General features: G+C 62.2%; 22 protein-coding genes and 2 riboswitches. Of the genes, 12 read left to right on the plus strand and 10 right to left on the minus strand.

Features of this window, described 5'->3' with window-relative positions; genetic code table 11:
• The first annotated feature begins 18 nt into the window (after positions 1-18).
• On the plus strand, positions 19-768 hold the full coding sequence (locus tag M0D66_RS23110) for a GntR family transcriptional regulator (RefSeq protein WP_211706371.1): 750 nt from the start codon (positions 19-21) through the stop codon (positions 766-768).
• A gap of 19 nt (positions 769-787) precedes the next feature.
• Here M0D66_RS23110 and M0D66_RS23115 read toward each other — a convergent pair whose 3' ends face one another.
• The 4 genes from M0D66_RS23115 to M0D66_RS23130 all read right to left on the minus strand — a co-directional run bounded on the left by M0D66_RS23115 (position 788) and on the right by M0D66_RS23130 (position 4,312).
• Positions 788-1,831 (minus strand): rod shape-determining protein, encoded by a 1,044-nt coding sequence (locus tag M0D66_RS23115; protein ID WP_028194510.1) that lies wholly within the window; start codon positions 1,829-1,831, stop codon positions 788-790.
• Between the two features lie 120 nt (positions 1,832-1,951).
• Complete coding sequence (locus M0D66_RS23120; RefSeq protein ID WP_256458130.1) at positions 1,952-2,407, minus strand: hypothetical protein; 456 nt, start codon at positions 2,405-2,407, stop codon at positions 1,952-1,954.
• Between the two features lie 68 nt (positions 2,408-2,475).
• A complete protein-coding gene (locus tag M0D66_RS23125; RefSeq protein WP_093645918.1) occupies positions 2,476-3,519 on the minus strand; it encodes an ABC transporter substrate-binding protein in 1,044 nt (347 codons plus the stop codon).
• Positions 3,520-3,692: 173 nt separating this feature from the next.
• Positions 3,693-3,826, minus strand: a riboswitch (guanidine-I (ykkC/yxkD leader).
• A gap of 117 nt (positions 3,827-3,943) precedes the next feature.
• Complete coding sequence (locus tag M0D66_RS23130) at positions 3,944-4,312, minus strand: MarR family transcriptional regulator (RefSeq protein ID WP_211703405.1); 369 nt, start codon at positions 4,310-4,312, stop codon at positions 3,944-3,946.
• Positions 4,313-4,468: 156 nt separating this feature from the next.
• Between M0D66_RS23130 and M0D66_RS23135 the strand changes: the two genes are divergently transcribed.
• The 10 genes from M0D66_RS23135 to M0D66_RS23180 all read left to right on the plus strand — a co-directional run bounded on the left by M0D66_RS23135 (position 4,469) and on the right by M0D66_RS23180 (position 16,619).
• Positions 4,469-5,389: a sugar phosphate isomerase/epimerase gene (locus tag M0D66_RS23135; RefSeq protein ID WP_211706370.1), complete on the plus strand. Its 921-nt coding sequence runs from the start codon at positions 4,469-4,471 to the stop codon at positions 5,387-5,389.
• Between the two features lie 9 nt (positions 5,390-5,398).
• Entirely contained in the window at positions 5,399-6,457 is a 1,059-nt protein-coding gene (locus M0D66_RS23140; RefSeq protein WP_211706369.1) for an isopenicillin N synthase family oxygenase, read from the plus strand.
• Positions 6,458-6,889: 432 nt separating this feature from the next.
• Positions 6,890-7,047: riboswitch (guanidine-I (ykkC/yxkD leader) on the plus strand.
• A 57-nt stretch (positions 7,048-7,104) separates the two neighbouring features.
• A complete protein-coding gene (locus tag M0D66_RS23145) occupies positions 7,105-7,860 on the plus strand; it encodes an urea amidolyase associated protein UAAP1 (RefSeq protein ID WP_211706368.1) in 756 nt (251 codons plus the stop codon).
• Between the two features lie 11 nt (positions 7,861-7,871).
• Entirely contained in the window at positions 7,872-8,528 is a 657-nt protein-coding gene (locus M0D66_RS23150; protein ID WP_054042339.1) for an urea amidolyase associated protein UAAP2, read from the plus strand.
• Entirely contained in the window at positions 8,525-12,148 is a 3,624-nt protein-coding gene (gene uca / locus M0D66_RS23155; protein ID WP_266211671.1) for an urea carboxylase, read from the plus strand. The genes M0D66_RS23150 and uca overlap by 4 nt, the downstream gene beginning before the upstream one ends.
• The gene (locus tag M0D66_RS23160) at positions 12,145-12,267 is read left to right on the plus strand and encodes a hypothetical protein (RefSeq protein WP_266211672.1); all 123 of its coding nucleotides are present in this window, start codon (positions 12,145-12,147) and stop codon (positions 12,265-12,267) included. The genes uca and M0D66_RS23160 overlap by 4 nt, the downstream gene beginning before the upstream one ends.
• Positions 12,254-13,225: an ABC transporter permease gene (locus M0D66_RS23165; protein WP_211706366.1), complete on the plus strand. Its 972-nt coding sequence runs from the start codon at positions 12,254-12,256 to the stop codon at positions 13,223-13,225. Before M0D66_RS23160 ends, M0D66_RS23165 begins: the two co-directional genes overlap by 14 nt.
• A gap of 79 nt (positions 13,226-13,304) precedes the next feature.
• Complete coding sequence (locus M0D66_RS23170) at positions 13,305-14,216, plus strand: ABC transporter ATP-binding protein (RefSeq protein WP_211706365.1); 912 nt, start codon at positions 13,305-13,307, stop codon at positions 14,214-14,216.
• Between the two features lie 151 nt (positions 14,217-14,367).
• Positions 14,368-15,045, plus strand: a complete 678-nt coding sequence (locus M0D66_RS23175; RefSeq protein ID WP_097396675.1) for a heavy metal response regulator transcription factor — start codon at positions 14,368-14,370, stop codon at positions 15,043-15,045.
• Positions 15,045-16,619 (plus strand): heavy metal sensor histidine kinase, encoded by a 1,575-nt coding sequence (locus M0D66_RS23180; protein ID WP_211706364.1) that lies wholly within the window; start codon positions 15,045-15,047, stop codon positions 16,617-16,619. The genes M0D66_RS23175 and M0D66_RS23180 overlap by 1 nt, the downstream gene beginning before the upstream one ends.
• Positions 16,620-16,635: 16 nt before the next feature.
• Here M0D66_RS23180 and M0D66_RS23185 read toward each other — a convergent pair whose 3' ends face one another.
• The 5 genes from M0D66_RS23185 to M0D66_RS23205 form a co-directional block, all read right to left on the minus strand.
• Complete coding sequence (locus M0D66_RS23185) at positions 16,636-17,067, minus strand: hypothetical protein (RefSeq protein ID WP_200620328.1); 432 nt, start codon at positions 17,065-17,067, stop codon at positions 16,636-16,638.
• Positions 17,068-17,082: 15 nt separating this feature from the next.
• Entirely contained in the window at positions 17,083-17,928 is an 846-nt protein-coding gene (locus tag M0D66_RS23190) for a hypothetical protein (RefSeq protein WP_211703412.1), read from the minus strand.
• A gap of 131 nt (positions 17,929-18,059) precedes the next feature.
• Positions 18,060-19,553, minus strand: a complete 1,494-nt coding sequence (locus M0D66_RS23195) for an efflux transporter outer membrane subunit (RefSeq protein ID WP_211703413.1) — start codon at positions 19,551-19,553, stop codon at positions 18,060-18,062.
• A 27-nt stretch (positions 19,554-19,580) separates the two neighbouring features.
• Complete coding sequence (locus M0D66_RS23200; RefSeq protein ID WP_211706363.1) at positions 19,581-20,918, minus strand: efflux RND transporter periplasmic adaptor subunit; 1,338 nt, start codon at positions 20,916-20,918, stop codon at positions 19,581-19,583.
• A gap of 19 nt (positions 20,919-20,937) precedes the next feature.
• Entirely contained in the window at positions 20,938-24,183 is a 3,246-nt protein-coding gene (locus M0D66_RS23205; RefSeq protein ID WP_211706362.1) for an efflux RND transporter permease subunit, read from the minus strand.
• 284 nt (positions 24,184-24,467) lie between these two features.
• Here M0D66_RS23205 and M0D66_RS23210 point away from each other — a divergent pair, with 284 nt between their 5' ends.
• Positions 24,468-24,740, plus strand: a complete 273-nt coding sequence (locus M0D66_RS23210) for a DUF4148 domain-containing protein (RefSeq protein ID WP_093645887.1) — start codon at positions 24,468-24,470, stop codon at positions 24,738-24,740.
• 326 nt (positions 24,741-25,066) lie between these two features.
• On the opposite strand, the gene M0D66_RS23215 is transcribed toward M0D66_RS23210, so the two are convergent.
• Positions 25,067-25,828 (minus strand): hypothetical protein, encoded by a 762-nt coding sequence (locus M0D66_RS23215; protein ID WP_244869746.1) that lies wholly within the window; start codon positions 25,826-25,828, stop codon positions 25,067-25,069.
• Positions 25,829-25,855: the final 27 nt, after the last annotated feature.

Below are 25,855 nucleotides of genomic sequence, written 5' to 3' on the forward strand. Positions count from 1 at the left end.
AAAGGGGATGTGGCATCAATGAACGACGATACGACGAATCTGCTCGAGACTCCCACGGCGCCTGACACGCCTGCCGTGCCGGGCGCCGCCAATCCGCTCGCCGAGCAGGTGTACCAGCAACTGAAGAACGATATCTTCAGCTTTCGCCTGTTTCCCGGCGACCGGTTTTCCGAAAACGGCATCGCGCAACACTACGGCGTGTCGCGCACACCGATGCGCGACGGCCTGTTTCGTTTGCAACGCGAGGGCTATCTGGAAGTCGGCTTCCGGCGTGGCTGGAAAGTCTCGCCGATCAATTTCGACCAGCTCGATCAGCTCTACGATCTGCGCATCGTGCTGGAGGTAGCGGCCGTCGAACGTGTGGGGGCGGGTGGCGACGTCGCGCATGCGGCCGTCGAAGCGCTGAAAGCGATATGGTGCGTCGAGCCCGAATCGCGTGAGAGCGATCCGGTGAAGATGTTCGGCATGGATGAGAACTTTCACCGTCAACTGGTCGCGGCGACCGGTAATGCGGAGATGCTGCGCGTGCATAACGAAGTGACCGAGCGCATTCGCATCGTGCGTCGGCTGGACTTCCTCAAACCGCATCGCACGAGCGCCACCTACGACGAGCATTCCACCATGCTGAATCTGATCGAACGCAACCGGGTGACCGAAGCGATCATCCTGCTGCGCGCGCATATCACGCAGAGCAAGCTGGAAGTGCGCAAGATCACGCTGTCTATGTTGGCCGCCGCGCGCGATAGCAAGTTGCCGTTTGTGTCCTGAGGGCCACCCTCACTCGTACTTACTCATACGAAAAGGCCCCGCCGAACTTATCCATCCGCTCCAGCGCCATGCCCGAACCACGCACCACGCAGGTCAACGGCGCTTCAGCGACGAACACCGGCAAGCCGGTTTCTTCCGCGAGCAGGCGGTCGAGATCGCGCAGCAACGCACCGCCGCCCGCGAGCATGATGCCGCGCTCGGCGATGTCGGCGCCCAGTTCCGGCGGCGTCTGTTCCAGCGCGATCTTCACCGCCGAAACGATCTGGTTCAGCGGATCCGTGAGCGCTTCGAGAATCTCGTTGCTGGACACCGTGAAGCTGCGCGGAATGCCTTCGGACATATTGCGGCCCTTGACCTCCATCTCCTTGACTTCGGAGCCCGGAAACGCGGAGCCGATTTCTTTCTTGATCGCCTCGGCGGTCTGCTCGCCGATCAGCATCCCGTAGTTGCGGCGAATGTAGTTGACGATCGCATCGTCGAACTTGTCGCCGCCCACGCGCACGGAACCTTTATAGACGACGCCGCCGAGCGAGATCACGCCCACTTCGGTCGTGCCGCCGCCAATATCGACCACCATCGAGCCGGTCGCTTCCGACACAGGCAGGCCGGCGCCGGTCGCTGCCGCCATCGGTTCTTCGATCAGATAGACCTGCGAGGCGCCCGCGCTATGTGCAGCTTCCTTGATCGCGCGGCGCTCGACCTGAGTTGACCCGCAGGGCACGCAGATGATGATGCGCGGCGACGGCGCGAACATTCGCGACTCGTGCGCCATCTGGATGAAGCGCTTGATCATCTGCTGGGTGATGTTGAAGTCGGCGATCACGCCGTCCTTCATCGGGCGGATCGCCTCGATATTGCCCGGCACCTTGCCGAGCATCTGTTTCGCTTCCTTGCCGACGGCCAGAATGATCTTCTTACCGTTCGGGCCGCCTTCCTGACGAATCGAAACCACCGAGGGTTCGTCCAGCACGATGCCCTTGCCACGCATATAGATCAGCGTGTTCGACGTGCCGAGGTCGATTGCCAGGTCGTTGGAAAAATAGCCACGCAAAAAACCGAACATGCAAATTCCTGTCTCGCTGATGCCGGGCGCGTGAGCGCGCCGCTTGGGATGCCGCCCGGGGGCGGCAGGCGACCAGGTGATGGCCGGAGAGAGGGAAGAATAACAGCTTCGGGCGCCGGGCTACTTCGGCGGGCGTGCGCGCAGCAAGTTGTCGGCCTGCCATTTGATGCGGTCGCAGTTACTTTTGACCCGCACTGCGAATTCCGACGGGGAGTTGAGCTGCAGCGAGCGCATCTGCATCGCATCGCTATCCCCGCGCGCCCAACCGGCCTGCCAGCGCGTATCGAACTGGCTGGCTTCGGTGAGGACCTTTCTGAGTTTCTGCTTGTACTCGACCACGTCCTGCTCGGAACCTCCGCAGAATTCCTTAGCAAAGCGGGCGCGCTGGCCCGCGGCTTCCGCGCTGCCGTTGTCGCTCTCTTCGGTCGCTAACGCGGATCGCGGCTGGGCCAGCAGCAGAAGCGACAAAAGCAGCGCCAGTAGGGGTGCCAGCGCGAGCAGGGCGTGATAGCGAGATTGGTTTTTATACACGATTGCCTCCTTGTGGCCGTCCTCCGGCGCCGCAATGAAGCGCATGTGTGCAGCGACGGAACGTGCTGCCCCCATATTACCGTGTATAGCTATAGACGCCCGGCTGGCGCTACTTACGGCGCATTAGTCAACGCCGGATCCAGATAGGCGCTCACGTTCTGCGACTGCTTGTAGACGGCGTTGCGTACGTTGAACTTGTCCGCGTTCACGCTCGACCCGTACACCGAATCCAGTCCGTCACCCTTGACGAAGGCCTTCCTCGCCGCCGCCGCGTCGAGCAGATGCGTGCCTTTCAGCAACGGCAGATACTGGGCCGGCGTCAGGCCGACGCGCGCGGACATGATCTTGACGGCATCCGGTTGCGTCTTCGGATCGTTGATGTAGGCCACGCAGCGATACCAGACCTTGATCACCTTGGCCCAGTCGGCCTTGCGCGACTGCAGACTGACCGGATTGACCGTGATCGCGTCGTAGATCAGGCCCGGCGCGTCGGCTGAGGTAAAGATCGGACGTGAGCCCGGCACGCGCTTGAGTGCTTCGCCCGCGTTCGGTTGCCATGCACCGACCGCGGCGACATCGCCGGACGACGCCAGCACTTGCGGCAACTCGTTCGTCTTGGCGTTGACGAGCGTGATGTCCGATTCCTTGAGCGCATGCTTTTCGAGCGCGGTGTCCAGCAGCAGGTGATCGACCAGACCCATTTCCACACCGACCTTCTTGCCCTTAAGTCCGGCCACCGTGCGAATGGGCGGCTTGGCCACGATCATGTCGTTGCCGCTCGAATAGTCGGTCAGAAGGATCATCACGTTTTTGGCGCCGCTTGCGCCGGTGACCAGCGCATCGCCATTGGTCGCGCCGACCGCGTCGAGCTTGCCGGCGGAGAACGCATCGAGCGAGGCCGAGTAGTCGAACCATTGAAAATTGACATCCACGCCGGCTTCCTTGAACCAGCCTTTGTCGATGGCAACCTGGAACGCGACGAAGCCGGGCCAGTCGCTATAGCCGATGGCAAGGGGCGTGGCTGCTTGTGCAGGCGCGGCGGCAAAGCCGATGGCGACCGCAGCGGCAGCGCCGGCGATCGCGCCACGCACGCGGCGCGACGAGGCAAGGCTGCTCAGTAAAGTGAGGGACGTACGGGCGGATTCGAAGCGTTTCATCGTTTTCTCCAGGAGACCGGTCAATTGCGATTGTTGAGTTGGATCGCGCGGCGACTGCGCGATAAAACAACATGACCGGTTCCCGCGAGAATCCGAATGGTGCGGACACTGGGCGAAAACTGCGGGAGACAAACGCCGGCCACGGAGAGGCACGATAGGCATCGCTATCGCCAATCTCCCGGGCTTTTGTCCCGCCGTGTAGTGCGGCCAGCTCGTTCCCGGATCAAGTCCGGATCGAACGAACGGGTGCACCGGGCTGCTCTCGGACCAGACATTCTCGCGAACCGGAACCCTAGCATCCCTAAGATGCGACGCTGCCGCACCTCTCAGGGGTTAATCTAGCGAGAAATATGCCAGCCGGATTGCGCGATGCGTCGAGATGCTCGTTATGCGAATGCTTCAACGCAGACATGGCGTCAAAAGCTCAATCCAGGGTGGCAAAACGCTGATGCACATAGGCGAGAAACTGTTCGAGGCGTTCCTCGATCGAGGCCGCGAGACTGACCCGTTTGATGCGGCGATCCGCTTCGGAACTCGTCTCCAGCAGCCAGCCGGCGTCGATCAGCTCCTGCACGTAGCGCACCGCGGTGCGGCGGCTCACGCCCGGCATGAACTCGTAGAGGGCCGTCTTGGCGAAGTCATCTTCCGGTTCCACCCACATCCGGCAAAACAGATCGCTGTAGTTGAGGTCGTTCAGCCCCAGGTCGCCGAAATGCGCGGACCACTGCCAGTCCATGTCGAGAATGGCGCGCGCGACGGCTTGCCCCTTGTGACGCGCAAGTTTCTTCTTCATCGATTCACCACGAGGAGGAGGGGTGCACAGTTTAAGTGCTAATCGCGCCGGAAATCGGGCGCGCCAGAATTATGCATGGCGAGGCTGAGATATTTTATTGGCGAAGGAAATTCGTGTGTACCATTGCATGCAATTTTGCATGTAATTGGAGAGGCGATGAAATTCGAACTGTTCAAGACGTTCTGGGGATTCGCTGGCGGTCCGCATGATGCGGCGCCACTGGTACGTGCCGCCGGGTTCGACGGTATCGAAGCGCCCGTTCCGGCGGGTGCGGTTGAGCGTGAAGCGTTTGCGCAGGCAATCGCGGATGAGCGTCTCGAGTTCATCGCGGAAATTACGACGGCGGGCAGTTATGTACCGGAACGGTCCGCCACGCCGGCGGACCATCTGCGCGACTTCGAAGAAAAAATCGTATGGGGCAAGCCGCTCAAGCCACGCTTTTTCAATGTGATGGCGGGCTGCGACGCATGGCCGGCCGCCACCCAGGTGGATTTCTTCGCACGCGCAGTGGAGATTGCCGCGAAGCACGAGGTGACCTGCAGCTTCGAGACGCATCGAGGCCGCTCGTTCTACAACCCGTGGATTACCCGCGACGTCGCGCGTGCCGTGCCGGACCTCAAGCTGACTTGCGATTTCAGCCATTGGGTATCGGTGTGCGAGCGTCTGCTCGACGGTGAATGGGACACGATCCTCGAGCTTGCGCCGCATGCGCATCATCTGCACGGGCGTGTTGGTTATCCGCAAGGTCCGCAGGTCCCGCATCCGGCTGCGCCCGAGTACGCCGACTGCCTCGCCTCGCATCAGCGGATCTGGGAGGCGTTGTGGAGCGCGCAGATCGACAGGGGCTATACGACAACGACCATGACGCCCGAGTTCGGCCCCGATGGCTATCTGCACACCTTGCCGTTTACGAACGCGCCCGTGGCCGATCTGTGGGAGATCAACACGTGGATGGGGCGCGAAGAGCGACGCCACATCGCGGCGTTTCTTGCTGGACGTGAGGCGCGTGGCGGCCTACAAACCGAATCGCAAACGCATTCGCCGACTCAATTTTCCGCCGAACCTCAGCACGCGTAGGCCACGCTCATGAGCCAATCCCACACCCGTTTCGACCGCTTGCCCGTTGTCGACGTCAGCGGTCTCTTTAGTGATGACCCGGACCAGCGTCTTGCAACCGCACGCGAACTCGACCGCGCGGCGCGTGACGCGGGCTTTTTCTACGTCACCGGCCATCAGGTCTCGCGCGCACAGCAAGCTGCGCTCATAGAACAGGCCAAGCAGTTCTTCGCCGCTCCCGACGACTGGAAAATGCGCTATTACATCGGCAAATCGACCGCGCATCGTGGCTATGTACCCGAAGGCGAAGAGGTTTTCGCAGGCGGCAAGCGAGACAGGAAGGAAGGCTTCGATACGGGCCGGGAGTTGCCACCCGACGACCCGGATGTCCAGGCCGGCACGCCGATGCTTGGGCCGAATATGTGGCCCGAGCAGCCGGGCTTTCGTGACGCCGTCGGCGGCTATTACGAGGCGGCGTTCGCGCTCGGCCGCGCGTTGTTCCGTGGCTTCTCGCTTGCACTCGGTTTGCCGGAAACGCATTTCGACCGCTATCTGCAGAAGCCCCCGAGTCAACTACGCCTGCTTCACTATCCCTTCGACCCGTCCGCGGAAGACCGGCCGGGCATCGGCGCGCATACGGACTACGAGTGCTTCACGATCCTGCTGCCGACGGCCCCGGGTCTAGAAGTGATGAACGGCGAAGGTGAATGGATCGACGCGCCGCCGGTCGACAACGCGTTTGTCGTGAACATTGGCGACATGCTGGAGGTGTGGACGGGCGGCACGTACGTGGCGACGTCACATCGCGTGCGCAAGGTGAGGGAAGAACGCTACTCGTTTCCGCTCTTCTTTGCCTGCGACTATCACACCGTGGTCACGCCACTGCCGCAGTTCGCGACACCCGAGGCGCTGGCGAAATACCAGCCGGTTTCGGCAGGCGATCATCTGTTTGCGCAGACGGCGCAGAGCTTTACCTATTTGAAGCAGCGTCTCGAACGCGGTGAACTGGTATTGCCGGAGGGATCGAAGGGGTTGGCGAGCTTTGGGCAGCAGGCTCGTTACGCGGGCACTGAGCAGGACGTTGTTTAGCAGAAACCCGCATCAGGACTACGGCGCCGCCTCGTCTACGAGCGGCGCCGTTGCTTTTGCAGTTCGATGAAACGCGCCGACATCAGCGTGTAGAGCGTTCGGCGAAGCGTGGCAAGCGTGAGCATGGTCGGAAGAGGGCCGTGAAGAGTGTGACGCTTTATCACGCACACACCGTGCCATCGTACAGAGCGCCTACACACCGTCAGACACATGATCACGCAGCCCAATCATGGTGCCTGACGCATTCAACTGGTGCCGATTCACCCTCGGCCGTGGTGCGCGCGCCATCAAGCCAATGAACCTCTGCTTGCCGCATTGCGCCGCCGATACCATTCAATGCCTTGCCACAATGGACTTGCAGCATCAACAACGCCACGCTGGCACGCAACTCGCTTAGCTACACATCGAGAGGTGCGAAGTAATTTGCATCATCTTCAGGATCGCTAGGGTTCCGGTCGTACCGCTTTAAAGGCTTCCAGAAGGCTTCAAAGCGCGCACACGATGTCTGGTCCGAGAGCAATCCGGTCTTGCCGTTCACCTTCTTTCAAGGCGCCGGCGAGGCTCCACGGAGGGATAAAAGCCCGGGAGGTCGCGATGTCGGTCAATCGCCCTCTCATGCTTTTTCCCAACCGATACCTGGAGCCTCCATGTCGACGCAAACCTCAGTCGATCTCGCACCGATCCCGCATGTGTTGTGGGAAACGGTGATTCCTGCCGGCACGCATTGGTCCGGCGTGCTGCGCCGTGGCATGGCGCTGCGCATCGTCGATTCCGAGGGCGGCGCCAATCTGGCCGCCGTGTTCTACCGGCACGACGAGCCGCTCGAACGCTACAACATGGCCGATACCTTGAAGGCGCAGCACACCGCGCATCTGACGCGCGGCCACGTGCTCTATTCGGATATGGGCCGCGTGATGGCGTCGATCACCGTCGATACGCTCGGCTGGCACGATCCGCTAGGCGGTCTCGGCGACGCCGAACTGTTCGCCGACAAATACGGCACAGCCCGCTATCAGCAACATCGCAATGCGATGGTCCGCAACGGCCGCGACAGCCTGCTGCTCGAACTGGCCAAGCACGGCCTGGGCACGCGCGATCTCGTCGCCAATATCAACTTTTTCAGCAAGCTCGCAATCGGTGAAGATGGCTCGCTCGACTTCGTAGCGGGACATTCTCCTGCCGGCGCCGCCTTCGATCTGCGTTTCGAAATGGACACGCTCGCTGCGTTTTCGAGCGCACCGCATCCGTTGAACCCTTCCTCCGAATACGAACCGAGACCCGTCAAGCTGATCGCGTACCGCGCGTATGCCGCCGACGCCTCCGTACCGGCCGACGATCCTTGCCGCGCCGCGTGCCCTGAGAACGGGCGCGGCTTCGTCAATACCGATCGTCTGTTCGTTTAAGGAGACCCGCGATGCCTATCATCGAAAGCAAACTCGACATCCGTCACGCGGTCTACGACCTCACGCTGCCGTCCGGCGAGCCGTGGCTGCACGAAATCAAACGTGGCCAGTTGTTCCGCATTCTCGACCTGGAAGGCAATCAGGCCGTCGACACGCTGTTCTACAACAGCGCCGATCCGCTCGAACGCTACAGCGCGCAGGACACGATTCGCGCGCAACGCAATCTCTATCTGTCCGCGGGCAGTGTGCTGATGTCGAACCTGGGCAAGCCGATGCTGACCATTGTTGCTGACACCTGCGGGCGTCACGATACGCTCGGCGGAGCCTGCGCCGCCGAAAGCAATACGGTGCGTTACGCGCTCGACAAACGCTATATGCACAGCTGCCGCGACAGTTTCCTGCATGCCATTACGCATTGCACCTGTGGCGTCGGCACGCAGCTGACCAAGCGCGACATCGTCAGCAATATCAACTTTTTCATGAATGTACCGGTGACACCGCTCGGCAAATTGACTTTCGAAGACGGCATTTCCGCGCCGGGCAAATACGTCGAGATGCGCGCCGAGATGGACGTGACCGTACTGATCTCGAACTGTCCGCAGTTGAACAATCCGTGCAACGGCTACAACCCGACGCCCGTGCGGCTGACCATCTGGGACGCCCAATGACATTCGACAAAGTCCTGATTGCCAATCGCGGCGAAATTGCCTGCCGCGTGATTCGCACGCTCAAACGCCTCGGCATTGCGTCGGTTGCGGTCTATTCAGAGGCCGATCGCCACGCCATGCATGCGATGCTCGCCGACGAAGCGGTCTGCATCGGTCCGGCGGTGGCGGCCGCCAGCTATCTGAATAGCACGGCGATTCTCGAGGCGGCGCGTGCGACCGGCGCGAATGCCGTGCATCCCGGCTACGGTTTTCTCTCGGAGAATGCGGCTTTCGCGCAGGCCTGCGAAGACGCAGGCATCCGCTTCATTGGGCCGCGCCCCGCGCAGATGCGTGAATTCGGCCTGAAGCACACGGCACGCGAGCTGGCACGCGCGAACGACGTAGCGCTACTACCCGGCACCGGCTTACTGCCTGATGTAACTACCGCGTTAAACGAGGCCGAATCGATCGGCTATCCCGTGATGCTGAAAAGCACTGCGGGCGGCGGCGGCATCGGCATGTCGCTGTGCCGCGACGCGGCGCAGTTGGAGAATATGTTCGCGTCGGTCGCTCGGCTTGGCGAGGCCAACTTCGCGAACGCGGGCGTCTACATCGAAAAATTCGTCGAGAACGCGCGCCATATCGAAGTGCAGATTTTCGGCGACGGCCAAGGCGGCGTGATCGCGCTCGGCGAACGCGACTGCTCGGTGCAGCGGCGCAATCAGAAGGTGATCGAGGAGACGCCGGCGCCGGGTTTGACCCAGGCCGAACGCACGGCATTGCATGCGAGCGCCGTGCGCCTCGCGCAGGCTGTGAAGTATGAATCCGCCGGCACGGTCGAGTTCGTATTCGACGCCGACACGCGGCGCTTCTATTTCCTCGAGGTGAACACGCGGCTGCAAGTCGAACATTGCGTCACGGAGGAGGTGACGGGTGTCGACCTGGTCGAGTGGATGATCCGTCAGGCAGAGGGCGAGCTTGCGCCGCTCGACACGCTGGTTCCGACGCCCAGCGGTGCGAGCATCCAGGTCCGCCTGTACGCTGAAGATCCGCACAAGCAGTTTCAACCGAGCGCGGGCGTGCTGACCCACGTCGCTTTCGCCGCCGATGCGCGCGTCGATACCTGGGTCGATGCAGGCACAGAGGTCAGCGCGTTCTACGACCCGCTGCTCGCGAAGATCATCGTCAAGGGCGCAACACGCGATGCCGCGCTCGCCGCCATGCGCGCCGCGCTGGCGCAAACGCAGCTTTACGGCATCGAGACGAACCTCGACTATCTGCGCGCGATCGCCGGTTCGGCGACCTTTGCGCGCGGCGAGCAAACCACCGCCTTCCTCACTCGTTTCATGTTCGCACCGCACACCATCGACGTGCTCGACGGCGGCGTGCAGACCACCGTGCAGCAGACGCCGGGACGGGTCGGCTACTGGGACATCGGCGTGCCGCCGTCAGGCCCCATGGACGATCTGTCGTTCCGGCTCGCTAACGAACTGCTCGGCAATCCGACCGATGCGGCCGGACTCGAATGCGCGATGGTCGGTGCGACGCTGCGCTTCAATACCGCGACGCTGTTCGTGCTGGGCGGCGCGCCGCTCGCCGCCACACTCGACGGTCAGCCGGTCACGCTCTGGCAGGTCACGCGGGCGCCGGCGGGTTCGGTGCTCAAGCTCGGCGGCGTGACCGGCGCGGGCATGCGTGCCTGCCTCGCACTTAAGGGTGGCTTGCAGGTGCCGGACTATCTCGGCAGCAAGGCCACCTTCACGCTGGGCCAGTTCGGCGGCCACGCGGGGCGCGCCCTGCGCAAGGGCGACGTGTTGCATCTTGCCGCCGACGCAGGCCGCGGCGAATCGGGCGCGCAACTCGATCCGGAGCGCGTGCCGGTGCTCACGCACGACTGGACTCTCGGTGTGCTCAACGGTCCCCACGGTGCGCCGGACTTCTTCACGCCCGATGACATCGCGATGCTGTACGGCACGCGCTGGACGGTTCACTACAACTCCAGCCGCACAGGGGTCCGCCTGATCGGTCCGAAGCCGCAATGGGCGCGCACGGACGGCGGCGAGGCCGGGCTGCATCCGTCGAATATTCACGACAACGCGTATGCGGTCGGCGCGGTCGATTTCACGGGCGACATGCCGGTGATCCTCGGTCCGGATGGTCCGAGTCTTGGAGGGTTTGTCTGTCCGGTGACCGTGGTGGGCGATGAACTGTGGAAGCTCGGGCAACTGCGGCCGGGGGATACGGTGCGGTTCGAACCGGTGCGTGCGCAAGCATCGCTTACGATGTCGGCAGCACCTGCAGCAACCGCAACAACGATAAACCTCGGCACTCACGACTGCATTCTCTACAGCGATCCATCGGCCGGTGAGGGCACAGGCGTGGTCTACCGCCGCTCCGGCGATCAGAACGTGCTGGTCGAATACGGCCCGCTCATGCTGGACCTGAACCTGCGCTTTCGCGTGCATGCGCTGATGAACTGGCTCGATGCACACCGGCTGCCCGGCATCGTCGATCTCACGCCGGGCATCCGTTCACTGCAAGTGCATTTCGACCCGCGCACGCTATCGCACGACACCTTGCTCGCGCATCTTCAGCAGGCCGAGCGCGAACTGCCCGCCGTCGACGAGATGCGCGTGCCGAACCGCATCGTGCATCTGCCGCTGTCATGGGACGACCCGTCGACGCGGATCGCGATCGAACGCTACATGCAATCGGTACGGCCCGATGCGCCGTGGTGTCCGAGCAATATCGAGTTCATTCGCCGCATCAACGGTCTGGAAAGCATCGACGACGTGAAGCGCATCGTGTTCGACGCGCGTTACCTGGTCATGGGTCTCGGCGACGTCTATCTCGGCGCGCCGGTGGCGACGCCGCTCGATCCGCGTCACCGGCTCGTCACCACCAAATACAACCCGGCGCGCACGTGGACGCCGGAGAATGCCGTGGGAATCGGCGGCGCCTATCTGTGCGTGTATGGCATGGAAGGGCCGGGCGGGTATCAGTTTGTCGGCCGCACCGTGCAGATGTGGAACCGCTACCGCACCACGCGCGAATTCGAAGCCGGCAAGCCGTGGCTCCTGCGGTTTTTCGACGAGATCCGCTTCTATGAAGTCAGCGAAGCCGAGCTGGCCGAGTTGCGCGCCGACTTCATCGCGAGCCGCGCGAGTCTGAAGATCGAGGAATCGGTATTCGATCTCGGCGCGTACAACCGCTTCCTGAAAGACGAAGCCGAATCGATCTCCGCCTTCAAGCGTTTGCAACAGGCGGCGTTCGACGAAGAGCGCGAACGCTGGAATGCCGCGGGGCACGCGGAGTATGTCGGCGAGCCGGGCAGCGACGCGGGTTCGGCCACCGGCTACGGGGCGGACGACGCGCTGGCGGCAGGCCAGCAGAGCGTCGTCGCCGACGTCTCGGGCAGCATCTGGAAACTGCTCGTCAGCGAAGGCGAGCGTGTGAGCGAAGGACAGGTGGTCGCAATCGTCGAATCGATGAAGATGGAAGTGTCCGTTGCCGTCACCGAAGACGGTGTGATCGAAGCGATCGATTGTGCAGCCGGCGCAGCGGTTGTCGCCGGTCAGCGCCTGATGGTGCTGCGTGCCGACGTGGCGGCCGGGACTATCGAGGAGGCGACGTGCAAATGAAGCAAGCCGACGAACTTTTCGAATCGATGTCGATTGCGGCGCTGCAGTCGCGCCGCAAGTCAGGTGGATCGAGTTCCGATACCGAACGCCGCCCCGGAGAATCCCATGACCGTCATTAACAGAAGCGACTGGTTCGCGGTACGCCGCGAACTCTCCTCACGCGGCAAGTGGCTATTGGGTTTCGGCTCTTTTTTGTTGCCGGTTCTCGTCTGGTGCATCGTCAGCTATGTGCCGTTCGTCTGGCATCCACAGGTACTGGTCGAGAATCCGGGCAGCGTCGACTATTTCCAGCCAGGCATGCGGGTCGACAAGGACGTGTTCGCGGACGAACTGAGCCATGCGCAAGCTGGCCAGACTGCGTTGCCGACGGGTGAACCGGTCAACCCGGTCTACCTGCCCGCACCCCACGAAGTCCTGCGTGCGTTCTACACCGCATTCACGACGCCGCCTGCGTCGCGCGACGGCGTGTGGCTGCATCAAAGCCTGTGGCACAGCATTCAGGTGATCTTCTGGGGCTTTCTGCTGTCGTCGGTGATCGGCGTGCCGATCGGCATCGTCTGCGGGACTTATAGCGCGATTGCGCGGCTGCAGGAGCCGTTTTTCGAGTTCTTCCGCTACTTGCCGGCGCCCGCGTTCGGTGCGCTGATGGTGGCGATCCTCGGCATTTACGACGGTCCGAAGATTGCCATCATCGTGATCGGCACGCTGTTCCAGCAGGTGCTGATTGTGGCGAACACCACGCGCAAGCTGGAGTACGGCCTGTTCGAAGCAGCCATGACGCTCGGCACGAAGAAACTCAAGCTGCTCACGCATGTGGTGATTCCCGGCATCCTGCCCGACCTGTACCGCGACCAGCGCATTCTGCTCGGCTGGGCATGGACGTATCTGATCGTGGCGGAACTGGTCGGCACCAGCTCCGGTATCACCTGGTACATCACGCAGCAGGCGCGTTATGAGCATTTCGACAATGTCTACGCGGCGATCATGATGATCGGAATCATTGGGCTCGGCACCGATCTCGTGCTGGCCTATGTCGGCCGCAAGCTGTTCCCGTGGGACCGCACGCTCAAGGCGTAGCGGGACCGTTTGCGCCGCGGCCTGATGTCAAACATCGCAGCGCGCAGCACTTCATTGCACCGCATTCAAGGATTCAATCATGTTAAATCCGCAACCGATTCCGTCATACCTTATCCAGTCCGACGCGGTGCGTGAGCGTTTCGGCCGTCTGAAGTCGCGCGAGGTGATTCTCGAAGTTCGCGATCTCGACAAGCGCTTCGAGAGCGCGCAGGGCGAGTGCACCGCATTGAACGGCATCAACTTCAAAACGCACCGGCGCGAGTTTGTCTGCGTGATCGGACCGTCGGGCTGCGGCAAGTCGACTTTGATTCGCATTCTTGCGGGCCTCGAACGGCAGACGAGCGGCAGCGTGCTGCTCGACGGCAAGCCCGTGGAGGGGCCCGGCGCCGATCGTGGCATGGTGTTTCAGGGCTACACGCTGTTTCCGTGGCTGACGGTCAAGAAGAACGTCATGTTCGGTTTGAAGATGAACGGCCACAGCACCATGCACGCGGAGCGCGACGCGCTGCAATGGCTCGATCTGGTCGGTTTGACGAAGTTCGCCAACGCGTATCCGCATCAATTGTCTGGCGGGATGAAGCAGCGCGTGGCGATTGCACGTGCGCTCGCGAACCGGCCGCGGATTCTGTTGATGGATGAACCGTTCGGCGCGCTCGACGCACAAACCCGCGCGAAGATGCAGACGCACTTGCTCGATATCTGGCGCAACATCGACGTAACTGTGCTGTTCATTACGCACGATCTGGACGAAGCGATTTTTCTCGCCGACCGTATCCTGGTGCTGAAGGCCAATCCCGGCGAGGTGCAGGAATTGATCGAGGTGCCGGTGCCGCGTCCGCGCGATTATTCGCAGGCCACGTCGCCGGAATTTCTGGCTACCAAGGCGCGCCTCGAAGCGCTGATTCATCCGCCCACGGCCATTGACGAGGAAGACGATGTCGTCAAGCCGCATATGGTCCGGATGACGGACGTGACGGATAACGTCGAGTAGGAACGAAGCGCGCTTGAGCCGGGAGGGGCTATTCGCCGTTCTGCGGGCAGGTATGGCCGGCCACCGGCCACCGCCAACATTACCAAATCGTAATCATCAGACGCTCCGCTTGCCGGTATGATTTAAGGGTCAAGCACAGCGGAGCACTCTCATGCGAATCCTGGTGATCGAGGATGAGCTTAAAACAGCGGCTTATCTGAAGAAAGGCCTGGAAGAATCCGGCTACGCGGTCGATGTCGCGAACGACGGCCCACAAGGGCTGCTCCTCGCGCAGGAAGAAGAATACGACGTGATCGTGCTCGATGTGATGCTGCCCGGCATGGACGGCTGGACCATCGTCAAGACCTTGCGTAGCACGCGTACCACGCCGGTGCTGTTTCTCACCGCTCGTGACGACGTCGACGACCGCGTGCGCGGCCTCGAACTCGGCGCGGATGACTACCTCGTCAAGCCCTTCGCCTTCGTCGAATTGCTGGCTCGGGTGCGCACGTTGGCGCGCCGTGGTCCGCCGCGCGAAAGCGAACTGATCAAGGTGGGCGATCTGGAAATGGACGTCAATCGCCGGCGCGTGAAACGCGGCGGCGTGCGTATCGATCTCACGCCGCGCGAGTTTTCGCTGCTGCAACTGCTCGCGCGCCGCCAGGGCGAAGTGCTGAGTCGCACGCAGATTGCGTCGTATGTGTGGGATATGAATTTCGACAGCGACACCAATGTCGTCGAAGTCGCGATCCGCCGGTTGCGCACGAAGATCGACGATAACTTTCCGGTCAAGCTGATTCATACGGTGCGCGGCGTCGGCTATGTGCTCGAAGTGAAGGACGCCGCGTGATGCGCGGCCGCTCGCTGGCCGCGACGCTCGCGCTGGCCTTCGGGGTCACCACGCTCGCGGTTTTCGTGCTGGTCGGCAGTTTTCTGTACCTTGCGCTGGACAAGCAGATCAAGGCGCAGGATGACCTCGACATCGTGCTTGCTGCGCGCCATGCAAGGCGGCTCGTCGAAGAGCTCGATGCATCGAACGGCATTCGAGAGCATGGCGACCGGTTGACCAGCATCGTGCTGGGCAATGAAGCGATGTCGATGGAAGTGTTCGGTCCCGATGGGCATATGGCGATCGAGCACAATGCGGGAGAGACGTTTGCGACGCAGGGTGGCGCGGCGAACGGGGCTACCTCGGCAGCGTCAAATGCGCCTGATGATTCCGTTGCGCTCAATTCGGCAAGCGAAACGGGCACGGCGAATGATCTCCATGATCCCGGCGAGACCGCTGAAGCGGGCGGCGTCGAGATGATCGCGGCGCTGCCGCCGCTCACGCGCATTGCCGCTACTGCGCGCATCACCGACGTGGATATCGGCAACTGGACCGGCCGCAACGGCGCACCGATCCGCGGCATCCTCGCGGACGCGCGGCTGCACAACGGCGACACGGCGACTGTGCTGATCGCGCGCAATATGAGCGACCGCTGGCGGCTGCTCGACCGCTATCGAGACAAACTCAACCTGGCCGGCGCAGCCGGCGTGATTCTGGCGATGCTGTTGAGCTATCTGTTGATTCGCGCCGCCTTGCGGCCCTTGCGCGATATCGCGGCGAGTGCGGGCCTCGTCACGGTCAATCGCCTGAATACGCGGATCACGGTGGCGCGCGTGCCGAGCGAACTCGAAGCGCTGGTAAACGCGCTCAATGCGATGCTCGAACGCGTCGAGCACGGCTTTCAGCGTCTTTCGCGTTTCACCGCCGACCTCGCGCACGATATGCGCACGCCGATTAGCAACATGCGCGGCGCCGCCGAAGTCGCACTTGCCCGGCCACGCTCCACCGACGAATATGAGGCGCTGCTCGCATCGAGTCTGGAAGAGTGCGACCGGCTCTCGCGAATGATCGAAAACGTGCTGTTTCTTGCGCGTGCTGAGCATCCGCAGTTCGTCAAACATATGCGCGCGTTCGAGGCGGGGCAGGAACTGACGCGGATCGCGGAATACTTCGAGGGCATCGCAGACGATGCGCATGTCAGGGTGCAGGTCACCGGTGCGGCGACGCTGACGGCGGATCTCGAACTGTTTCGTCGCGCCGTCAGCAATCTGCTGGCTAACGCGATCCGCTATACGCCGAGCGGCGGCGAGATCGGGCTCGATGTTCGCGCATCGGCCGACGCCGTGCGCGTCACGGTATCGAATCAGGGACAACCGATTGCTGCCGAGCACCTCGATCGGATCTTCGACCGTTTCTATCGCGTCGACCCTTCGCGCAGTTCCTTGCCTTCGTCTGGCATGTCGCAAGGGTCCACGGGTTCGACGGGGCTCGGGCTTGCCATCGTCCGCACGATCATGGAGTTGCACGGCGGCACGGTGCATGCGGAGAGCGATGCGCGGAGCACGCGGTTTGTGCTTACGTTCCGGCGGGTTTAGGGGGGCGAAGTGCGAGCTATGACTTGATCTCCACTGCACCACAAAGCACGGCCATTTCAGCACCGCATGACGGCTCCAGAACAAAGAGCGCTTGTTGACCGGCCTGCAATTGCTGAAAGCATTGCTCAACCTTTTCGTTGGTAATCGCTGCGGGCCTGGAATCAACGCGGCCGCCAAGCCACTCCAGCCAATTGCGCACTTCACCAAGCGAGAAGTTGTACCGCGGCGAAATCAGTAACCGTGACACGACATTCTGAGCGGCGAAATCAACCGTGCGCAAGGTGACGACGCCGAGAAACCTTATCGATTCGCGCTCGCCTCCAACACGCCTGAAGCAGAGTTCCAGTTCATGTTCGTCGGGACGGTGTTCGATACAGACGAGTTCTGAGTCGTGGAAGCCTGGAAACTGCTCAACGCGCCTGATATCAGTGTAGGTAGTTTGATTCATAGTCGTTCCTTGAAATCAGGGCATGGGCATTGCCAGGCCGGGCCCGCGTTTGAGGTTCCCCGAAAATGGGTCAATGGTCCAATGATGGGCATGAGGGAGCCCTTGGCCGTGGTCATGATCGTAGTCGATATCGACGACCGGTCTTCCATTGCTGCCAAAGAGGCGCATTTGCCCGCTACCGGGGTTAGTGTACCAGGTGCCCGGTTCACCTTCGTTTGGCGTTTTTGCCAGTTGGAAAGCATCGCCATCCACCGTATCTTTTGTGTATTCGAACGGCTGGGCGTCGCTAAGCAGCGACGGTGTATCGGCGCTGAAATCCCCTGTAGGAATGCCATCGCTGCTGAAGTCATCCATCGCGTTCAGCATGGCGTTGCCGGTGATTGCCTTGCGCGCCGCTTCGATTTCGTTCACGCGGTCCACCATCGCGTTGTACTGGTCGATGTAGTCCCATGCTGCATTCGCGGACAAACCCATCCCTTCCATCACCAACTGGTGGAAGCTCTTTTTGACAACGGGGGGCGGCGCACCGACACCGGCACTACCGACGCTGACCGGGCGTTCGGCAATCACAACCACGCTGCCCCCACGTACCATGTCGTGAAGCACCTGTACAACTTCCAGATCGGAGCCTTTTGCCACTAGCCGGTCATGCCAATGGAAGTTGGCACCGAGAAATTGACGCACGCGTGCGACTAAGCCGACATCGTTCGCCCATATGTCAGGGTATGCCGCAAGCGTGTACTTTCGGCCCGCATCGGCGGCCTCTTGACGTCTCGCCTGCGGCTCGAACCGCAAGTAACGCTCATCTCCTCGATACAACATGTACCGTTGCCTCGAGTCTGTCTTCAATTCCATTGCCATACCAATGTCTCCGCTGGTTGAGCGGAGAACATCGTAAAGATGGGTAACCACGCAAACGTAAAGGTATGTGAACGAGCGCGCCAGTAAGTGTTGCTCGACGCATTACAGGCATTCGGCGGCAGAGAGCCGCATCAGGCCGGAGTTCGCTCGCTACCGCCTACGGTCGCCAAATCATGCGTCGCCGCAGCATCCCCCTCGTTATGCCACGTCCCACCCAGCGCCTTCAACAACAACACACTCGATTCCAACTGCCGTGCCGCAATCTGATCCGCGGTGCGCTCGTTCGTCAGCGCGATCGTCTGCGCGGTCACCACGTCGAGATAACTGACCGCGCCCGCGTTGAAGCGGTTTGTCGTCAGCCGTAGCGACAGATCGGCGGCCGTGGTCGCGCGCTGTTGGCTGGCGGCTTCGTCGGCGAGCGAATGCAAGGCGGATAGATTGTCTTCGACCTGCTGGAAGGCCACCAGCACCGTTTGCCGGTAGTCGGCGACCGTGCCGTCGTATTGCGCCGTCGCGCCATGCAGAGTGGCCGTGCGCCGGCCGCCGTCGAACAGCGTGCCGGCGAGTTGCGATCCGAGCGACCAGAACAGACTCGGTGCGCTCAGCCATGGCGCAAAGAAGGTGCTTTCCAACCCAGCGCTTGCCGACAGCACCAGATCGGGGAAGAAGGCCGCGTGCGCCTCGCCGATCTGTGCATTCGCTGACGCCACGCGCCGTTCGGCGGCGGCAATGTCGGGACGCCGTTCGAGCAATTGCGACGGCACGCCGACAGGAATTGCCGGCGGCGTCGCAGCCGATCCGTTCGGCGGCAGCGTGAAGGTGGAGGCCGGCTCGCCGATCAGCGTGGCAATCGCATGCTGCATCTGCGCGCGCGTCACGTCGATGTCCGTGTCCTGCGTGCGCGTCGCTTCGAGTTGGGTAGTGGCCTGAGCGACCGCCGAGGCATCGATCGCGCCGTCTTTCAGTTGCTGCTGCAGCAGCTTCAAGGCGGCGGCATAGGCGGTCACGCTGTCGTCGAGCAGCTTCTTTTGCGTGTCGAGTGAGCGCAGCGAAAAATAGTCGACGGCGAGGTCGGCGCTCATTGACAGGCGCACGGCTTCGAGATCCGCTTCGCTCGCCTCAGCATCGGCCTTCGCGCCGGTCACGCTGTCGCGCACGCGGCCGAACAGATCCGGCTCCCAACTCGCCGATACGCCGGCCGAATAGTCGGGAATGGTCTTGCCCGCCAGCGCACGGTCAACCAGATTCTGCGAGGTTCTCGAACGATTCTGCGCGGCACCGGCGGTGATGGTCGGGAAGAAACCGGCACGCTGATAGTCCACCATCGAGCGAGCTTGCTGCACCTGCGCAACCGCCTTGCGCACGGTCTGATTCGAGACGTCGACGCGCGCTTCGAGTTGGTTCAGGACCGGATCGTTGAAGATGGTCCACCACGGGCCACGCGGTGCCGCGTCGGCGGGTGCGGCCTGGGCCCAGCCAGGTGCCGCGCCTGCGTATTGCGCGGGGATCTCGGCGGTGGGGCGCTGGTACGGCGGCAAAGTCGAACAGGCGCTCAGCAGTGCGCCGATCAGCGTGGCCACAATCGAACGCCGCAACAACGGGCGCGGAAGAGATATCGGAGACATTCGGCTCATCCTTTCGATGACTGGCGCTCAGCTATGCGTGGCCGGCGCGATCTGCACGAGCTGGCCTGTGCTCAGCGAATCGCCGGGGTTATCGATCACGCGGTCGGTCGCCGCGAGGCCCGTGGTGATTTCCACATGCGTGCCGAAATCGCGGCCGATGTGCACCGTCTTGAGCGCCGCACGGCCATTGCCGTCGACCACGGCGACCGTCACGCCGTCGGGGCGGAAGAGCAGGGCGCTCACAGGCAGATCGAGCGCCGGTGTGGTCGACCGCAACTGCAGATGCACCTGCACGTACGCACCTGGCATCAACGCACCATTCTTGTTATCGACGTCGACCTCGACGCGCAGCGTGCGGCTCGACGGATCGATCGAACCGGTTGTGCGCGCCACTTTTGCGGCGATGCGCCTCCCGGGATATTGCTGGGCGGTCAGATATACGCCGGTGTCGGGCGTAACGTAGGGCGCGTCGTTCTGCGGCACGTCGACGAACACGCGCAGCACGCCGGTCTGCTGGATATGAAACAGCTCGCCGGACATACCTGCCGTGCCGGGCGTGCCGCCCGCCGTCACGAGTGCACCGACATCGACGTTGCGCGCGGTGATCGTGCCGTCGAACGGAGCCGTGATCTTCTCGTACGACACCAGCTCGGCAAGATGCGCGACATTGGCCTGAGCCGACGCCAGCATCGCGCGGCGCGCTTCCATGTCGCTGACCTTCGTATCGGCGTCCTGCTGCGCGACCGATTGCGTTTTCAGCATCTCCTGCCAGCGTTGTGCGGTGGTCTTCGCGAAGTCGAAGTTGGCCTGCGCGGTGGCTTCGTCGGCACGGGCCTGGCGCAGTTGTGCGTCGAGATCGGGCGCGTCGATCGTGGCGAGCGTCTGGCCGCTTTTCACCTGGGCGCCGATGTCGGTGTTCCAGTGTGCGAGATAGCCGCTCGTGCGCGCATAGATCGACGCTTCGGCGAACGGTGTTACCGCGCCGGGCAGCAGCAGCTCGTTGACGGCCGGCGCCGGGCGTGGCGTGACCACGGATACGCTGAGCACGCTTTGCGCTTGCGTCTGTTGTGTCAGCGCGGCGCTTGCGTGCAGACGCGGCACGATGCCCACGATCAGTAACGCTGCGGCGAGGCCAGCCAATGCGAACGGCCACACGCGGCGGCGCGGCTTCAGGCTAGGGGCCATGTCGGCGGAGCGTGCGGTTCCGGCTGCGTTGGGATGCGAGTATTCGTTGCCGCTTGCGGGCTGAGCGGTCTCAGTGGCATGCACGGTATCGGCGGCTCGAGCAGCTTCTGCGATTCGATCAGCCTCAACAGCCGGTTCAGACCGGTCGCCGAGGTCCGGCGGAAGTGATGGATTGTTCATGAGCTAGTTCTCGTCGGAGTCAAAGTGTGCGGGCGGGAACACGGGATTCTTCCGCGGCGGTGCGAGCCGCGCGGCGTTTGTCGAGCCACGCATGCACCATCCCGTAGACGACCGGAACAAACAGCAAGGTGGACACCGTGCCAAGCGCAAGGCCGCCGATCACCGCGCGGCCGAGCGGCGCGTTCTGTTCGCCGCCGTCGCCGAGTCCGAGCGCCATCGGCAGCATGCCGATCAGCATGGCGAGCGCGGTCATCAGCACCGGACGGAAGCGACTGAAGCCTGCCTCGAGCGCGGCCTGCAACGGCGGTTTGCCGCCGTGGTGGAATTCACGCGCGGTGTTGATCACGAGAATGCTGTTGGCCGTGGCAATGCCGATACACAGAATGGTGCCGGTCAGCGCCGGCACACTCAGGCTCGTGCCGGTGCTGAACAACATCCACGCAATCCCCGCGAGCGAGCCCGGCAAACCGCTGATGGTGATGAACGGATCGATCCACGACTGAAAATTGACGACCATCAGCAGATAGACGAGGGCAATCGCGAACACGAGACCGCTTGCGAGGCCGCTGAACGAATCGTGCATCGCCTGCACCTGGCCGCGCACCACGATCGACGCGCCCGGCGGCAATTGCGGCCGGATCTGATCGACGAGCCGATTCACGTCGGTCGCCACGCCGCCGAGGTCGCGCCCTTGGGCAGACGCGAAAATATCGAGCACCGGCTGCACGTTGTAGTGCGAGACGACGGCTTGCTGGGTGACGCGTGTCAGCGTGCTCATCGCGCCGAGCAGGTTCTGCGGAGCGGGGCCGTTGCCGGTTGCCGCAGCGGACGCCGTCGCCGCGCCCGCACTTGCGCCACCGTTCTGCGCGACCGGAATATTTGCCAGCGCCTGCAGCGAGTTGATGTCGTACTGCGGCATCATCGCCATTAGCGGATAGCTGACACCGTTGTGCGGATCGAGCCAGAAATTCGGCGTGGTCTGCGAACTGCCTGAGAGCGCGATCAGCAGGTTCTGCGACACGTCGCGTTGCAACAGGCCGGCCTGAATCGCTCGCGTACGGTCGACATTCACATTGATCGCGGGTTCGTCGCCCGGTTGCTGGATGCGTGCATCGACGAGACCGCGCACACCGCGCAGTTGAGCGAGCAAGCGGTTCGCCACGACGCGATTGGCGTCGAGCTTGTTGCCGACGATCTGGATATCGATCGGCGCAGGCAAGCCGAAGTTGAGAATCTGACTGACGATATCGGCGGGCAGGAAGGCAAACGCGACGCCGGGGAAATCTTTGGATAGCGTGGTGCGCAGCGTCGCCACATAGGCGGCGGTGGGCTTGTGTCCGGCTGCAAGCGTGATCATCACGTCGGCGTCTTCCGGGCCGATCGGGTCGGATGAATCGTAGGTCAGGTTGATACCGCTCACCGGCACGCCGATGTTGTCGAGCATGGCCGCGAGTTCCTGCTTCGGAATCACGCTGCGCACACGGGCTTCGACTTCATCGGTGATGCGCGCCGTGTCTTCGATACGCGTGCCGGTCGGTGCGCGCAGATGCAGGCGGATCTCGCCGGTATCGACCGCGGGGAAGAAATCCCGGCCGGCAAATGGCACCAGTACGAGCGAACCGATACACAACAGCAGGAAGACCGCAATGAAACGGCGCGGGCTCGCGATTGCCGAACCGAGCACGCCGCGATAGCGTTCGCGCAACCTTTCGAAGCGATGTTCGAAGGCGACCTGGAAGCGGATCAGGCGCGCAATCGGGCCGTTGCCCGTGGCCGGCGCGTTACTGCGCGCACGCATCAGGTACATCGCGAGGGTCGGCACCAGCGTGCGCGAGAAGAAATACGACGCGATCATCGCGAACACCACCGCTTCGGCGAGCGGCACGAAGAGATAGCGGGCAACGCCGGAGAGCAGAAACATCGGCACGAACACGATACAGATCGACAGTGTCGAGACGAAAGTCGGCACGGCAATTTCGCCGGAGCCGTTCAGAATCGCGTCGTGCAACGACTCGCCGTTTTCCAGATGGTGCGTGATGTTTTCGATCGCGACGGTGGCGTCGTCGACGAGAATACCCACCGCGAGCGCGAGCCCACCGAGCGTCATGATGTTGATGGTCTGGCCGAGCGCGGACAGTGCGATCAGTGAGGTCAGCACCGCGAGCGGAATCGACACCGCGATGATCAATGTGGCGCGCCAGCTGCCGAGAAATAGCAGGATCATCAAAGCTGTCAACGCCGCGGCGATCACGGCCTCACGCGCCACACCCATTACCGCCGACTTCACGAACACCGATTGATCGGACAGCGCGGTGATATGCAGCGCGCTCGGCAAGCCCGCCGCGATATGCGGCAGCATCGCCTTGACCTGCTGGATGATGGTCAAGGTGGACGTGCTGCCGGATTTTTCGACGGTGAGCAATGCGGCGCGTTTGCCATTGCTGCGCACGATATTGGTTTGCGGCGCATAGCCGTCGCGCACATGGGCGACGTCGCGCACGTACACCACGCCGCCGGCTACCGTTTTGATGGGCAGGTCGTTCAGCGCGGCCACCGTGTCGGTGCTGCCGTTCATCTGCACGTTGTATTCCTTCGTGCCGATCTTGGCGGTGCCGCCCGGCAGAATCAGGTTCTGTGCGTTGACGGCGTTGACCACATCGAGCGGGGCAAGCCCTTTAGCCTGCAGCGCGCGCGGATCGATATCGACCATGATCTGCCGTACCTTGCCACCGAACGGCAGCGGCACCGCCGCGCCTTGCACCGTCGCGAGTTGCGTGCGGATCTGGCTGTTGCCGAGGTCGTAGAGCTGCTGTTCGGACAGCGTGTCGCTGGAGAGTCCGAGCTGCAGGATCGGCACCGTCGACGCGTTGTACGTGATGATGTTCGGTGGCAGCGTGCCAGGCGGCAGCACGCGCAGGATCGACGCGGAATTGGAGGCCGCTTCGGCGATCGCGCGATTGATGTCCGCGCCGGGGTGGAAAAAGATCTTCACCACCGAGACGCCGTTCAGCGATTGCGACTCGATATGCTCGATATCGTCGACGTCGGAGGTCAGCGCGCGCTCGTAGTTCGAGGTGATGCGGTTGGCCATATCCTGGGCGGAAAAGCCGTTAAACGTCCAGACGATGCTGACCACCGGGATGTCGATGTTCGGAAAGATATCGGTCGGCGTGCGCAGTATCGCAAGAGGGCCGACGATAAAGATCAACACCGCGAGGACCACGAATGTATATGGGCGGCGCAGCGCGAGCTTGACGATCCACATGACGGTTTCCTGAAAAGAGGCAGAGGGAGGCGCGCGGTTTCTGACGCGCCTGGTGGCGCGGGGCGCGGGCTTCTTCGTTGGTCAGGAGTGTGGCGTTTGCGCACTTACCGGGTGTGGTCCGGTTGATTACCGTTCTGTTATCTGGTTTTTTTTGATTTGTGCTTAGGCCAGGTGTGTAGATAACAAAACAGTAATCTTCGGGTCAGTGCTCCGACAGGTGAAATGACAAGAATGGGAAGCGTGGTTCAAGCCACTCATTTCTTGCACTTCATCGGAGAGACATCATGAAATTGCTTACCGCTATTGCTGTTGCTGCTCTTAGCCTGCCGTTTGGGGCTACTGCGTTTGCTCAATCAAATCCGTCAGGGTTGACCCGTGCTGAGGTCATTGCTCAGTTGAAGCAGGCTCAGGCTGAAGGGGTCGTGCCTACGTCTAATAATGACTATCCGCCTACGGCCAGGGAGATTGCTCGGAATCGGCAGATTTATGCTATTCAGCATGGGGGGGATGGCGCTGTGAAGACTGCTGCGGATCAGGCTGCGGCGGCTTCTAATTGATGCTGCATCCGGACTCACGCGGTGTTGGCCTTTCCTTGATTTGCTTTTCGTCTATTAGCGTTGCCCCTGTGCGGGGCGGCACCTACTTCTCTTTGCCGGCTGCAAAGAGAAGTAGGCAAGAGAAAGCAGCTCAAACCGCTAATGCTAAGTGGGCACCGTAGCTTGCAACAGGTAGTGGTGCATCTGGAATCTGGGTTCGTGCACGTTCGAGCGTCAGTGACAAGGGCGTCATACTTCCGGCGGCGCTGCGCGCGCCGAAGAGTAGTTCATAAAACCGATCACTTTGTTTTCGCGCTCGGTTTTATCCTCCGCTGTGATCGTGTTCTTCAACTTAAGCCCAGCGCCCAGTTCACCGCTGCGTCGAACAGGCTGTTTCCCGCCGGCGACAAGTTGGCGAAGGTGTCGTTGTTCAGGAAAAACATCACGCGGCGTGCGGGGGCCAGCGATTCGTAGTCCATCGTCGCACCTTTCTCGTACGCGAAGATTGCCGCCTTTTCCGGTTGACCATACAGCGTTGCAATCGTCGTCGCGCCCAAGCCTGGTTTGCCCCAGCTCATCGCGGCCTGTTTGACATATACGTTCGTTACGCCTGCCGGTAAACCGGCTGCGATCGGGTGCGGTGCATTGACCAGCCACAGGTAACGCTCCTTCTCCGCTTCGCCGAAATCGACGTCGTGACGCTTGCCCGTCATCGCGAAGTCGTCGAGTAAATCGTTCTCCCATGTCAACAACGGTTTGGCCAGGTAGCGCCAGCCACCTACTACCTGTTTCGATGAGACCGTCGATGAAATGACAACGAGATCCGCATCGCCGACGGCCTCCGGCGGTTGCGCCTGGTCCTGCATGCGCACGCTGTAGCCGCGCGCTTCGAGCTGTGCCGCGATCCTCTGGTCGACAGTCAGGCTCGGCCCGTTGATCTGCACGACCATCACGATTTTCTTCCCCGTGCGTGGTCCGCTCGTTGCCGCGCGCGCTGCAGGTGTCGTGACAGCCAGCAGGGCGCCAAGGCCCGCTGCTGCGGTGAGAAATGTCCGGCGCTTACGTATGGGTGCTGAGTTCTGTTCAGCGCGGCGATTCTGAAGTTTCATGACGATTCCAGTCCCGTGTTAGTCAAG

It is taken from the genome of Paraburkholderia sp. SECH2, from assembly GCF_030464795.1.
Lineage (GTDB): Bacteria > Pseudomonadota > Gammaproteobacteria > Burkholderiales > Burkholderiaceae > Paraburkholderia > Paraburkholderia aspalathi.